The sequence below is a fragment of the Paraburkholderia sp. GV068 genome (assembly GCF_003058125.1).
Classification (GTDB): Bacteria; Pseudomonadota; Gammaproteobacteria; order Burkholderiales; family Burkholderiaceae; genus Paraburkholderia; species Paraburkholderia graminis.
Window position 1 is genome coordinate 290,855 of the sequence record NZ_QBUB01000005.1, and the last position, 13,277, is coordinate 304,131.

Consider the following 13,277-nt stretch of genomic DNA (forward strand, 5'->3'; position numbering starts at 1 on the left):
AAAACCGAAAGCCGCAATGACCGATTCATCTTCATCTACTGCGGGCGGCGCGTCGTTGCCCGAAAGTCCCTTCGTCGACCGGCTCGGCGCACGGCTCGTGTCGGCGGCCGACGGCGCCAGCGAAGTGGTGCTGTCCCTCTTGCCCGAGCATATGAACACCTGGGACGTCGCGCACGGCGGCGTCACGATGACGCTCGCCGACGTCGCGCTCGCGATGGCCGCGCGCAGTCTCGCCGGCGACGGTGTCGGCGTGGTCACGGTCGAGATGAAGGTCAACTTCATGCAGCCAGGCCGCGGCGAGTTGCGCGCGACGGCGCGCGTGCTGCATCGTTCGACCACCATGGCCTATTGCGAAGGCGAGATCCGCGATAGCGAAGGCCACTTCGTCGGCAAGGCGCTCGGCACGTTCAAATACATGCGTCGCCTCGCCGTGGGCCGCGACGTGACGCGCCAGCGCTTGCGCAGCGACCCGTCGGCAAAACCCGGTCCTAGCGACGGTTGAGCGAGTGGCAAGGTGCGAGGCGGCAACATGCCCGAACATGCCATCGGCGAGTGCAACACGCCGTCGCTGATTCGTAATCGGTAGTCCACAATCCACAACCCAAGGAGACGATCGACATGCCACAAATCAACCGCCAGTTCCTGCTCGCTTCGCGTCCGCAAGGCGCTGTCACGCCCGACAACTTCCGTCTCGTGGAGACGCCGCTCGCGCCGCTTGCCGATGGCGAAATCCGCGTGCGCAATCACTACCTGTCGCTCGATCCGTACATGCGCGGCCGCATGAACGACAGCAAGTCGTACGCGGCGCCGCAGCCGCTCGATGAAGTGATGATCGGCGGCACGGTCGGCGAAGTGATCGAGTCGAAGAACCCGAAGTTCGCGGTCGGCGACAAGGTCGTCGCCATATTCGGCTGGCAGGAATACGGCACGTCGGACGGCGCGGGCGTGCAGAAAGTCGACGACACGCACGTGCCGCTGTCGGCCTATCTCGGACCCGTCGGCATGCCGGGCGTGACGGCATGGTATGGATTGAACCGGATCATCGCGCCCAAGGCGGGCGAGACCGTCGTAGTGAGCGCTGCGAGCGGGGCGGTGGGCAGTGTCGTCGGCCAACTGGCGAAGCAGGCCGGCGCGCGCGCGGTGGGCATCGCCGGCGGCGCGGAGAAATGCCGCTATGTCGTGGAGACGCTCGGCTTCGACGCCTGCGTCGACTACAAGGCCGGCAATCTGTATCAGGACCTGAAGGCGGCGACGCCGGACGGCATCGACGGCTGCTTCGAGAACGTCGGCGGCGAAGTGCTCGACGCGACGCTCGCGCGCATGAACCCGTCGGGGCGCATCGCGGTGTGCGGATACATCGCGGGCTACGACGGTCAGCCGGTGCCGCTCAAGCACCCGTCGCTGATACTGACGCAGCGTCTGCTGGTGCAAGGCTTCATCGTCACCGAGCATATGGATGTCTGGCCGCAGGCGCTCAACGAACTCGGCACGCTCGTCGCACAGAAGAAGCTGCAATATCGGGAGACCATCGCGCAAGGGCTCGATGCCGCGCCGGAGGCTTTCATTGGTTTGCTGAAGGGCAAGAATTTCGGCAAGCAGTTGGTGAAGCTGATTTGAGTGAGGCTCGGCTTGGTGGGTGAAGCGTGAAGTGGGACGCGCGAGTCGCTCGTTGAGCCGTTTGTCGATGCGATGCGATGCGTTGCGCGGAAGTCGCGGGTTGATGGCATGCGGCAAAATCAGGCATCAAACGGCACGCAGCCGAAGTCACCGCAGTCGAAGTCGCGCATCGCGAATCACACATTCAAAAGCCACGCATCAAGCCCCACGCAAAAAGGAGTCGCCAGATGTTCGAATTTCCCGCCAGGGTCGCGGTCATCACCGGCGCGGCGAGCGGCTTCGGCCAGGCATTCGCGCAACGAGCCGCGGCGCTTCGCATGAAGCTCGTGCTCGCGGACGTGAACCCCGAGGCGCTCGCCCAGACCGTCGATGCATTGCGCGCCGCGGGCGCCGACGCGATCGGCGTGCCGACCGACGTATCGAACGCGGCGCAGGTCGAAGCGCTTGCCCAGGCCGCGCTCGATGCGTTCGGCAAGGTGCATCTGCTCTTCAACAATGCGGGCGTGGGCTCGGGCGGCTTCCTCTGGGAGAGTTCGGCGAACGACTGGGCCTGGGTGTTCGGCGTGAATGTGATGGGCGTCGCCCACGGCGTGCGCGCGTTCGCGCCGCTCATGCTCGCGCAGAACGAGCCGGCGCATATCGTCAATACGGCGTCGGTGGCGGGGCTGTTGTCGCCGCCTGCGATGGGCGTCTACAACGCGTCGAAGCACGCCGTCGTGTCGCTCACCGAGACGCTGTATCACGACCTGCAACTCGCGCAGGCCGGGCGCGACACCAACGTCCGGGTCGGCTGTTCGCTGCTGTGTCCGGCTTTCGCGCCGACCGGCATCGCGGATGCCGAGCGCATGCGGCCCGCCGGTCTGCGCAACGAAAACAGCCCGACGCGCTCGCAGATCGCCGCCGGCAAGCAATTGCAGCGCGCGGTGCGAGCAGGCAAGCTGAGCGCGGCCGAGGTCGCCGCGCTCACGTTCGACGCCATCGCCGCACGGCGCTTCTATATCATCACGCACCCGGCCATCATGGCGACCGTCAAGCTGCGTCACGAGGACATCGAGCAGTTGCGCGATCCGACCGATCCGATGTCGCTGAAGCCGGAAGTGAAAAGCGCCAGCGAGATTTGAATGCGGTACGGAAGCCGCCCGCCCGAGCCGTCCCGCGAGTTCTCTTCAACCCACCTCACGTCACATGCCGTTGAATCCGAAGATCGAGCAGGTGCTCGACATGATCGCGCGCGCAAAGCGCCCGAAGCTCCATGAGATGACGCCGCAAGCGGCGCGCGCATCGTATGAAAAAAGCGCGCCGATTCTCGAGATTGCCAGCGCGCCGATGTTCTCCGTCGAAGACCTGCGCATTCCGACACGCGACGGCGCGACGATCGGCGCACGTCTTTACCACGCCGAAGAGCCGAGCTGGGCGAACCCCGCGCCCGCGCTCGTCTACTATCACGGCGGCGGCTTCACGGTCGGCAGCGTGAACACGCACGACGCGCTCGCGCGGATGTTCGCGCGCGACGGCCAATGCGCGGTGCTGTCGGTCGATTACCGGCTCGCGCCGGAACACAAGTTCCCGACCGCCGTCGACGACGCTTTCGACGCGCTCACGTGGCTGCATACGCACGGCGCGGAGTTCGGCATCGACGCGGCCCGGCTCGCGGTCGGCGGCGACAGCGCGGGCGGCACCCTCGCGACGGTGTGCGCGGTGCTCGCGCGCGACGCAGGCATCGCGCTCGCGCTGCAATTGCTGATCTATCCCGGCACGACCGGTTATCAGCAGACCGATTCGCACTCGCGCCTCGCCGACGGATTCCTGCTGTCGGGCACGACGATCCAATGGTTCTTCGAGCAGTATGTGCGCGATACGAGCGATCGCGACGACTGGCGTTTTGCGCCGCTCGACGGCACGCGCGGTGCGCCCGATTTCAGCGGCCTCGCGCCGGCCTGGATCGCGACGGCCGAATACGATCCGCTCAGCGACGAAGGCGATGCCTACGCGGACAAGCTGCGCCGCTACGGCAACGCGTTGACGCTCAGGCGCTATCCGGGCATGATCCACGAGTTCTTCAAGATGGGCGGCTTCGTGCCCGAGGTCGCGCACGCGCATGCCGATGCCGCCGCGGCATTGCGCGCGGCATTCGGCGTGGACTGACTAGGCGATTTCCCGCTCGACGTTGAACGCGAAGCTGCGTTCGAAGTCGCCTGGCCGCACGATGCGGTGCGAGCCGTTGTCGTCGCTGCGCTCGGCCACCGCGACGCTGACCATCTCGCCGTTCGCGACGACGCGCAGCGCTGTCGTGCCGCGCGTGCCGTATCCGGGCGTTTCGATGAACGCCGCAGACAGCGCCCGTTCCCGCTCGAGCGCAATGCCGGTGGACGGCAACTCGGCGTCCGCGGCGACGCGCGGATCGCGCATCAGGTCGATCAGATGTTCGAGCGGCGGCATCGAATTGCGCGTGAGCAGCGCGCCCAGTTCGGCGCGCTTCCTGACGAGCTTCGGCCACGGCGTGTCGAGAATCGCGTTCGAGATGCCGTGCGTGCCCGGCGCGAGCAGCGCGGGCGCCAGATTCGAGCGATTGCAGTACCAGGCCAGCTCGCGGCGCGTCCAGTCGCCTACCAGCAGATTAAAGCCGTTGTACAGATCGCCGGTTTGCGCGACGCGGCGCAGATAGGCGAGGGGCGTTTCCTGTTCGCCGTCGTTTGCGTCGTGGTTTTCGCCGCCATTCCGTCCCGCGTCAAATGCGGGCTCCTCGCAAGCCAGCCAGTCGCTGACGAGCGTGCCGCGGGTCGGCGCGTCGGCGCGCATGTCGTGCGGCGCGCGGTAGTTGGTCAGCGCGGCGAAGCGTCCGTGGCGCGACATGCCGAGCCAGGTGCCGCCGCCGACCAGATCGCGGCCGGCCAGCACGCCCCGCGCGTCGTCCCACCAGCCGATCGGCTGGGCCGTGCGGTGGAAAAATTCGTCGCGATTCGCGGCAAGCGTGAAGAGCGGGCCGTCGACCGCATCGGGTCGCCAGTCGAACACGATCAGGCACATCGGGGGCGTCTCCCGGTTGTTGCTTCAATGTTGCTTCAAAACGCAATGGCGAACAGTAGTCGGACGAGGACGCCGGCAAAAAGCGGCGCGTGCTTCGAGCGCACTGCGCCGCTCATCTGCGTACCGCGGAGCGCCGTTCAAACCTCGGAGGGCAGTCCGTACGGCAGCGCGAGAAAGCGCAGCGCCGGGCCGTCCGCGGCGCCCAGATGCACCGAACCGCTTTCGAGCGCCGCGAGCTTGATCTCGACGAGCACATCGACGCCGCCGTCCCGCGCCGACGCCGCGTTCACCACCATGCCGCACGGCTGACCAGGATCGTCGGAGTGAAACAGCTCGACGCCCGCCTTCACGGTATCGAGCTCGCCCGCCACGTTCGCGAGCGACGTGCGCCGCTTGATCGTGCCGCGGTACTGGCTGCGCGCGACCACTTCCTGGCCAGGGTAGCAGCCCTTGCGGAAATTGACCGCGCCGAGCACGTCGAAATTGACCATTTGCGGCACGAACTGTTCGACCACCGGCTGCGTGATGCGCGGCTCGCCCGCGCGAATGTCGAGCCAGTCCCACACGGCCGGCGAAACCTGCGTGAGCTTCTCGCCGAGCGAGGGCAGATGCGCTTCGACCTGCGCCTTCGGCCCGATCCACAGATAACGGAGCCGCTCGAACGCATCCGGCACGCGAATCAGCGAGCCGGCCGCGCCGTCCACCTTGACGTGCACGCCGTCCGGCAACGCGTCGAACACGCCGGACAGCGCCTTGCGCACGTCGCCCGCGAGGCCGATCACCGCCAGCTCGCCGCTTGCATCGGCGAGCTTCGCCTTCGCGCGCAGAACGAACATGGAGAGGCGCTTTTGCACCGCCGCCTGTACGTCCTTTGAGACCAGCAGACGGAGCGTGTCGCCGCTGCGCCAGGTCAGGAACGACGCGAGCAGGCGTCCCTTCGCCGAGCAGTAGCCTGCGAGGCGCGCGTTGGCGGCGTCGAGGTGCTGCGTGTCGTTCGTCAACTGACCGTGCAGGAAGCTCGCGGCGTCGTCGCCGGTCGCGTCGATCACGCCGAACTGCGTGAGCACCGCGTAGGCGCCGTGCTGGAGGGCGGCGTCGAACTCATCGGCGGACGGACGCGGCCACACCGGCAGCGCCGTGACGGCCGCGGCTGACGGATGCACTGCGGGGTTAGCTGGGACAGTGCCTGAAGCGGTAGCGAGCGGTGTGTTCATGGATTCCGGGAACAGTCAATTCTGACTTTAGCTAAGGCAAACAAGTATTATATGCAGTCCAACCCTGCCACGTTTTCATGTCCCTCTTCAAGAAATGTTTGGTTGCCGGCTCGATTGTCCTCGTGCTGGCCGCAGCCGCGATCGCTGGCGGATACCACTGGGCCAACAGCCCGCTCGAGCTGAATCCCGCGCAACTCGACGTCACCGTCAAACCGCACAGCAGCCTGCGCAGCGTCACGCTGCAGCTCAATCGCGGCGGCGTGCCGGTCGAGCCCGAGCTATTCATCGTGATGACGCGGCTGCTCGGCCTGCAAAGCGAGCTGAAGTCCGGCAATTACGAATTCAAGACCGGCGTGACGCCCTACGAAGTGCTGCAAAAAATCGCGCGCGGCGACGTCAACGAATACGTCGCGACCATCATCGAAGGGTGGACGTTCAAGCGCATGCGCGCCGAGCTGGACGCGAATCCGGCGCTCAAGCACGACAGCGTCGCGATGAACGACGCGCAGCTGATGAGCGCAATCGGCGCACCGGAAGCGTCGATCGGCAACGGCGAAGGGCTGTTTTTCCCGGACACCTATCTGTTCGACAAGAACACGAGCGACCTCGACGTGTATCGCCGCGCGTATCGTCTGATGCGCGTGCGTCTCGATGAAGCATGGCTCGCGCGCGCGCCGAACCTGCCGTACAAGACGCCGTACGAGGCGCTCATCATGGCTTCGATCATCGAAAAGGAAACCGGCAAAAAGTCGGACCGTCCGATGGTCGCGGCCGTGTTCGCGAACCGTCTGCGCGTGGGCATGCCGCTGCAGACCGACCCGACTGTGATCTACGGAATGGGCGAGAGCTACGCGGGCCGCATCCGCAAAAAAGACCTGCAGACGGACACTCCCTACAATACCTACACGCGCATGGGCCTGCCGCCCACGCCGATTTCGCTGCCCGGCGTCGCGTCGCTGCAGGCGGCGATGAACCCGGCGCAAACGAGCGCGTTGTACTTCGTGTCGCGCGGCGACGGCAGCAGCATCTTTTCCGACAACCTTGGCGATCACAACAAGGCCGTGGACAAATACATTCGAGGGCAATAAATGGCGCGCGGCAAATTCATCACGTTCGAGGGCATAGACGGCGCCGGCAAGACGACTCATCTCGCCTGGTTCCGCGAGCGGCTGGAACAGAAGGTGGCGGCCACCGGCCGCGCGGTCGTCATGACGCGCGAACCCGGCGGCACGCCGCTTGGCGAGCAGATCCGCGAAATCGTGCTGCATCAGAAGATGGATCTCGAAACCGAGGCGCTGCTGATGTTCGCGCTGCGCCGCCAGCATCTGGCGGAAGTGATCGAGCCGGCGCTCGCGCGCGGCGACTGGGTGCTGTCCGACCGTTTCACCGACGCGACCTTTGCCTACCAGGGCGGCGGGCGCGGGCTGCCGCGCGACAAGCTGGAAACGCTCGAGCGCTGGGTGCAGGGCGGCTTCCAGCCGGATTTGACCGTGCTGTTCGACCTCGCGCCGGAAATCGCCAACGAACGGCGCAGCGCGGCGCGCGATCCGGATCGCTTCGAGAGCGAATCGGCGGCTTTTTTCGAGCGCACGCGGGCCGAATATCTGCGCCGGGCGGAAGAAGCGCCGTATCGTTTCGCTATCATTGACTCTTCGCAGAGCATTGTCCGCATCCAGAAGCAGCTTGAAGAGTTGATTGCAAGTCTTTGATTTTGCATTAGTAATGTCAAATCCAGGCGAGCGCACGCCAAAGCTCCGGCAAAGCATCAAATAACGCCCCCAACCGATTGATTCGAAAAGACAAACGATGATTTATCCGTGGCAAGCCGATGACTGGAACCGCCTGCAGCAGCTGCGCGGCCACTGGCCGCATGCGTTGCTGCTGCATGGCCAGGCGGGCATCGGCAAGCTGCGCTTCGCGCAGCACCTCGCGCAGGGCCTGTTGTGCGAAGACCAGCGCGAGAACGGCGAGCCGTGCGGCGCGTGCGTCGCGTGCAACTGGTTCGTGCAAGGCAACCATCCCGATTACCGGATCGTGGTGCCCGAGGCGCTGGCCGCCGAGGCGGGCTTGGGCTACGGCGCCGACGACAAAGCGGACAAAGCCGACAAGGCCGACGCCGACGAGGGCAAGAAAACGCGTGCACCCAGCAAGGAGATCAAGATCGAGCAGATTCGCGGCTTGCTCGACTTCGTCGGCGTGGGCTCGCATCGCGGCGGCGCGCGCGTGGTCGTGCTGTATCCCGCCGAAGGGCTGAACATCGCCGCGGCCAATGCGCTGCTGAAGACGCTCGAGGAGCCGCCAGCGGGCGTCGTGTTCCTGATGGTGTCGGCACGCATCGACCGGTTGCTGCCCACCATCATCAGCCGTTGCCGCCAATGGCCGATGAGCATGCCGTCACCCGAAGCCGCCACCCAATGGCTCGCGGCGCAAGGCGTGGCCGAAGCGCCGGCGCTGCTCGCCGAGGCGGGCGGCGCACCGCTCACCGCGCTCGCCCTCGCCAGCGACGAAAACCGCACGCTGCGCGACTGGACGCTCAAGCAACTGGCTGCGGGCCCCGAGTGCGACGCCTTTGCGTGCGGCGAGGCGCTGCAGAAGCTGCCGGTGCCGCTCGTGCTCGGCTGGCTGCAGCGCTGGATGTACGATCTGCTCGCCCAGCGCGCGGCCGGCGCGCCGCGCTACTTTCCGCAGGCGTCGGCGGCGTTGACGCGTTGCGCGTCGCAGGCTGACGCGAGCGCGTTCGCGCGCTTCATGCGGACCGTGACGCGGCAGCGCGCGGTCGAAAATCATCCGTTGAGCGCGCGGCTTGTGTTCGAGGAGCTGTTTCTGGGCTACCGCGAGCTTTTTGCATGACGGCCGCGGCGCGCCACGCCGTCCACGCCGTCCATGCCGCAAGCGTCGTCTGAAGGACCGTTTGTTAATTTTTACCCAGCCTCTCATTCCAATCCGAAAGCACCATGAGCCTGTCTTACCGCGATGCCACGCTCGACGATCTGCCCGCGATCGTCGCCATTTACAACTCGACGGTCGCGTCGCGCCAGGTGACCGCCGATCTGGAGCCGGTCAGCGTCGAGAGCCGGTTGGCATGGTTTCATGCGCACGGGCCGCAGAAACGTCCGCTCTGGGTCGTCGACGACGCCGAAGCGCCCGGCCGCCTGCTCGGCTGGCTCAGCTTTTCGGACTTTTACGGCCGTCCGGCCTATCAGCGCACCGCGGAAGTCAGCATCTATCTGGACGAGCGCGCGCGCGGCAAGGGCCTCGGCAAGCAGTTGCTGGCGGCCTCGCTCGCGGCGGCGCCGGCGCTCGGCATCGACACCGTGCTCGGCTTCATCTTCGGCCACAATGAGGCGAGCCTGCGCCTCTTTCGGGGTTTCGGCTTCGACACGTGGGGGTCGCTGCCGCGCGTGGCCGTGCTGGACGGCGTCGAGCGCGATCTGGTGATTCTCGGCAAGCGGCTCGACGCGCACGGCGCGGCAAGCTGATCCGCCTCAGGCATTCCTTTGCAGGACATCGTCATGTTTGTCGATTCACACTGTCACATCAATTTCGAAGGACTCGCCGACCGCCTGCCGCAGGTGCTCGAGAACATGCGCAGCCACGCGGTCACGCATGCGCTGTGCGTGTCGGTCGATCTGGAAACGCTGCCGTCGGTTCTTGAAATCGCCAGCCGGCACGACAACGTTTATGCGTCGGTGGGCGTGCATCCCGATCACGAGGACATGCGCGAGCCGAGCGTCGCCGAACTGGTCGAACTGGCCGAACATCCGAAAGTGGTCGCGATCGGCGAAACGGGGCTCGACTATTACCGCCTGGAAGGCCGCTCGATCGCCGATATGGAATGGCAGCGCGAGCGCTTTCGCACGCACATCCGCGCCGCGCATGCGACCGGCAAGCCGCTCATCATCCATACGCGTTCTTCGTCGGAAGACACGCTGCGCATCATGGCCGAGGAGCGCGCGAGCGAGCCGGGCGGCGTCATGCATTGCTTCACGGAGCCGTGGAGCGTCGCCGAGCAGGCGCTTGCGCAGAATTTTTACATCTCGCTGTCGGGCATCGTCACGTTCAAGAGCGCGACGGACGTGCAGGACGTCGCGCGTCGCGTGCCCTTGGAGCGCCTGCTGATCGAGACCGATTCGCCGTATCTGGCGCCCGTGCCGTATCGCGGCAAGCCCAATGAACCTGCGTACGTGAGTTATGTCGGACGTTTCATCGCGCAGCAGCGCGAGATGACGGACGAGGCGCTCGCCGCCGCGACGACGCAAAACTTCTTCCGCCTTTTCAAGATTCCCGCGCCGGCTGGCGCATAGAAAATGTAAGTAAATCAATAGGATAGGGCTCATCCCTAAAGTAAAATATGACATATTTCACATTAACCCACACACCGCATACCGCTGACACGACGGCCACGGCAGTCTCGTCCGTCCGCCGCGGTTTGTCGCGCACCGCCCTGGCCGCCACATTCGCCTGTGCCGCGCTGAGTTCGCTGATCGCCGCGCCGGCTGTGGCCGCGCCGATCGACTCGTTGATCAAATCGGTGAAATTCGACGACGTGGACGGCGTCAAGAAATTGCTCGCGAAGGGCATGGATCCGAACAGCGTCGACAACCAGGGCATGCCGCTGCTGGTCCTCGCCGCGCGCGAGAAGTCGGACAAGGTCGGCGCCGCGCTGCTCGCGAACCCGAAGACCAACGTTGAAATCGAGGACAAGGCGGGCGAGAACGCGATGATGATGGCCGCGCTGAACGGCGACCTGGAATTCGTCAAGCAACTGATCGCGAAAGACGCCGAAGTCAACAAGAAGGGCTGGGCGCCGCTGCACTACGCCGCCGCGAACGGCCACGACGACATCGTGAAACTGCTGCTCGACCATTCGGCTTACGTCGACGCCGGCTCCCCGAACGGCACCACGCCGCTGATGATGGCCGCGCGCGGCGGCCATGTGTCGACGGTGAAGCTGCTGCTCGACAACGGCGCGGACCTGACCGTGAAGAACCAGGTCGGCCTGACCGCGCTCGATTTCGCGAAGACCTACAAGGAGCCGGACGTGGTCGAGGGCCTCACCGCCCGCCTGCAACAGATGCAGCAGAAGTAAGGCGCGCGGCGAAGCGGCTTGTGCGCGTTTTGCCGCTTATATGCCTGAAGATAGCGGCGGCTGCCTGCTGCGGCCCCGTAAAACAGTGCAGAATGACGACTTTGGCGCGCCTCTCGTGTGCGCGCCCTCGGGATGCGGCAACAGACCGCCTGATAAACGACCTGGAAAGGAACACCATGCTGCGGGCTTTGATTTTCGCCAGCGCGTTTGCCGTACCGTTGTCGGCGGCCGCGTTTACGGGAGGCGACCTCAACAAGCTGTGCACGAAGACCGACGTGGCGTCGCGCAGTGCGTGCGCCGCGTACATTGAAGGCGCCGCCGACGGCATTTTCAACACGATCGACGCAATCGGCGGCACGACCGGGCCGCGCGTCGGCCAGTACTTCTGCCTGCCGCAAGACGCGCGTTCGGCGCAGTTGACGGATGCGGTGCGCAAATACATCGCGGAAAATCCGATTGTGGCGGGCTATAACGCGAGCACGGCGATTTCGCTGGGGCTCGGCAAGGCGTTTCCTTGCAAAAGCGGAAGCTGACTTGAGTTGATTCGAGCTGGCGCGGTTTGCGGCCTCGTGTCGCGGGGCGTGTGGGTTGCCAGCTTTGTTGTTTTTTCACGGGTTTTTGTCACCGGTTTTTTGTCACTGAGTTTGCTCACCGCGTGTGCCGTATGCCGTGCACGCGTTCAACATGAGCCGGGGCGCCGCTTTGCGCGGTCGCAGCCGGCTTTGATAGCGGGGCGCATCGTTTGATCCGCGCTTTCGCGGGCGTGCCGGCCGGGCGCCTCATCTCTACGCCGTCGCCGCGTCACACACGGCCGGCCTGTCCCCATCCAAGCGAGGAGGAAACTGTCCTATATGGCTTTTCTCGATCGACTCGACCAGTTGGACCACATCGCCGAAGCGCCGCTGCATACCTGGCCCGGCGCGTTGCTGGTCTCGGTCATCGCCGTGCTGATCGCGATCGGCGCGCACCGCGTGGGCGCGCGCATCGTCACGCGGATCGCGCGGCCTTATCCGCTCACGAGTGTCGTGCTGCGCTATATCGACAAGCCGTCGCTGTTCGTTCTGCTGATTCTCTCGCTCGAAGCCGTCTGGTGGGAGGCGCCCGACACGCTCACCTTTATCGGCCCGTTGCGCGACGCCGCGGCCATTGCGCTGATCGGCGCATTGACGTGGCTGTCGGTGCGCTCGGCGGCGGCCATCGGCGAGGCGATCATTCAGGCCCATCCGCTCGATACCGCCGACAATCTCCACGCGCGCCGCATCCATACGCAGGCGAGGGTGCTGGCGCGCTCGGTGATGCTGGTGATCGTGATCGTCGGCGTCGGCGGCGCGTTGATGACGTTTCCGAACGTGCGGCAGATCGGCGCGAGCCTGCTGGCGTCGGCGGGCGTCGCCGGTCTGGTCGCCGGTATTGCCGCGCGGCCGGTGCTCGGCAATCTGATCGCGGGTTTGCAGATCGCGCTGTCGCAGCCGATCCGGCTCGACGACGTTGTCGTGATTCAGGGCGAGTGGGGGCGCATCGAGGAGATTACCGGGACCTATGTGTCGGTGCGTCTGTGGGATCAGCGGCGGCTGATCGTGCCGCTGCAATGGTTCATCGAGAATCCGTTTTCGAACTGGACGCGCAGCAGTTCGCAGATCATCGGCACGGTGTTTCTGTACGTCGATTACCGGATGCCGCTCGCGCCGTTGCGCGAGGAACTGGCGCGCATCGTCGAAGCGGCGCCCGAGTGGGACCGTCGCGTGCAGGTGCTGCAAGTCACCGAGGGCACCGAGCGCTCGATGCAGTTGCGCGCGCTCGTCAGTTCGCTCGATTCGGGTCTGAACTGGGACCTGCGCTGCCGCGTGCGCGAGGGGCTGCTCGACTTCATCCAGAAGCACTATCCGCAGTATTTGCCGCGGGCGCGCGCGGAGGTGTCGGCGGAACTCGAAAACGGCAAGGGCGAACCGCTCGACTGGGTGCCGCGCGGCACGCGCACGCCGGCCGGCAGCACGGCGGCGCATACTGAGGCGGACCCGGTGGCAAGCCGGCCTGGGCCTGGGCCGTCGTCGGCGGCTGGGTCGCCCCACAAAGTGAAGGAAACGGCCTAGCGCGAGGTCAGAATCCGCGCGACGCTGCGCGGAACGCGGGCAGGCAGTGCTGCGACGATCGGAAGCGCGCAACCGAATTCGCTGAAATGTGCGCGCCGTGCGCTATCTGCCCTGGCCAACCGGCTAAACGATGCAACCGATCGTTCGCCAAAGGGTCGAACCGTCCACTCATTGAATAAACCTGGCGCGGCATGGCGTGCACCATGCAAAACGATGTCGACGCGTCCGCTGCGTGGCGGG

General features: G+C 65.7%; 14 protein-coding genes. 12 read left to right on the top strand and 2 right to left on the bottom strand.

What is annotated here, in order from left to right; translation table 11 throughout:
• Positions 1-16: 16 nt before the first annotated feature.
• The 4 genes from C8K18_RS13445 to C8K18_RS13460 all read left to right on the top strand — a co-directional run bounded on the left by C8K18_RS13445 (position 17) and on the right by C8K18_RS13460 (position 3,762).
• Positions 17-502 (top strand): PaaI family thioesterase, encoded by a 486-nt coding sequence (locus C8K18_RS13445; RefSeq protein ID WP_006048967.1) that lies wholly within the window; start codon positions 17-19, stop codon positions 500-502.
• Between the two features lie 116 nt (positions 503-618).
• Positions 619-1,617: an NADP-dependent oxidoreductase gene (locus C8K18_RS13450; RefSeq protein WP_107707743.1), complete on the top strand. Its 999-nt coding sequence runs from the start codon at positions 619-621 to the stop codon at positions 1,615-1,617.
• A gap of 227 nt (positions 1,618-1,844) precedes the next feature.
• Positions 1,845-2,738 carry an SDR family oxidoreductase gene (locus C8K18_RS13455; RefSeq protein ID WP_107707744.1) on the top strand — a complete coding sequence of 298 codons (894 nt, stop codon included), beginning with the start codon at positions 1,845-1,847 and terminating at the stop codon, positions 2,736-2,738.
• A 64-nt stretch (positions 2,739-2,802) separates the two neighbouring features.
• Positions 2,803-3,762, top strand: coding sequence for an alpha/beta hydrolase (locus C8K18_RS13460; RefSeq protein WP_107707745.1), 960 nt, complete (start codon positions 2,803-2,805; stop codon positions 3,760-3,762).
• Here the strand turns inward: C8K18_RS13460 and C8K18_RS13465 are convergent, their stop codons facing one another.
• Both C8K18_RS13465 and C8K18_RS13470 read right to left on the bottom strand, forming a co-directional pair.
• The gene (locus C8K18_RS13465; protein ID WP_029968393.1) at positions 3,763-4,644 is read right to left on the bottom strand and encodes an NRDE family protein; all 882 of its coding nucleotides are present in this window, start codon (positions 4,642-4,644) and stop codon (positions 3,763-3,765) included.
• Positions 4,645-4,781: 137 nt separating this feature from the next.
• Complete coding sequence (locus C8K18_RS13470; protein ID WP_029968394.1) at positions 4,782-5,858, bottom strand: folate-binding protein YgfZ; 1,077 nt, start codon at positions 5,856-5,858, stop codon at positions 4,782-4,784.
• A 77-nt stretch (positions 5,859-5,935) separates the two neighbouring features.
• Here C8K18_RS13470 and mltG point away from each other — a divergent pair, with 77 nt between their 5' ends.
• The 8 genes from mltG (at position 5,936) to C8K18_RS13510 (ending at position 13,037) form a co-directional block, all read left to right on the top strand.
• The gene (gene mltG / locus C8K18_RS13475) at positions 5,936-6,946 is read left to right on the top strand and encodes an endolytic transglycosylase MltG (RefSeq protein ID WP_029968395.1); all 1,011 of its coding nucleotides are present in this window, start codon (positions 5,936-5,938) and stop codon (positions 6,944-6,946) included.
• Entirely contained in the window at positions 6,947-7,567 is a 621-nt protein-coding gene (gene tmk, locus C8K18_RS13480; protein ID WP_006048974.1) for a dTMP kinase, read from the top strand.
• A gap of 97 nt (positions 7,568-7,664) precedes the next feature.
• On the top strand, positions 7,665-8,708 hold the full coding sequence (locus C8K18_RS13485; protein ID WP_107707746.1) for a DNA polymerase III subunit delta': 1,044 nt from the start codon (positions 7,665-7,667) through the stop codon (positions 8,706-8,708).
• Between the two features lie 104 nt (positions 8,709-8,812).
• The gene (locus tag C8K18_RS13490) at positions 8,813-9,337 is read left to right on the top strand and encodes a GNAT family N-acetyltransferase (RefSeq protein ID WP_107707747.1); all 525 of its coding nucleotides are present in this window, start codon (positions 8,813-8,815) and stop codon (positions 9,335-9,337) included.
• A 33-nt stretch (positions 9,338-9,370) separates the two neighbouring features.
• The gene (locus C8K18_RS13495) at positions 9,371-10,162 is read left to right on the top strand and encodes a TatD family hydrolase (protein WP_029968401.1); all 792 of its coding nucleotides are present in this window, start codon (positions 9,371-9,373) and stop codon (positions 10,160-10,162) included.
• Positions 10,163-10,209: 47 nt separating this feature from the next.
• Entirely contained in the window at positions 10,210-10,947 is a 738-nt protein-coding gene (locus C8K18_RS13500) for an ankyrin repeat domain-containing protein (RefSeq protein WP_107707748.1), read from the top strand.
• A 176-nt stretch (positions 10,948-11,123) separates the two neighbouring features.
• On the top strand, positions 11,124-11,480 hold the full coding sequence (locus C8K18_RS13505) for a Rap1a/Tai family immunity protein (RefSeq protein WP_006048979.1): 357 nt from the start codon (positions 11,124-11,126) through the stop codon (positions 11,478-11,480).
• Positions 11,481-11,798: 318 nt separating this feature from the next.
• A complete protein-coding gene (locus C8K18_RS13510; protein WP_029968404.1) occupies positions 11,799-13,037 on the top strand; it encodes a mechanosensitive ion channel family protein in 1,239 nt (412 codons plus the stop codon).
• Positions 13,038-13,277 lie beyond the last annotated feature (240 nt).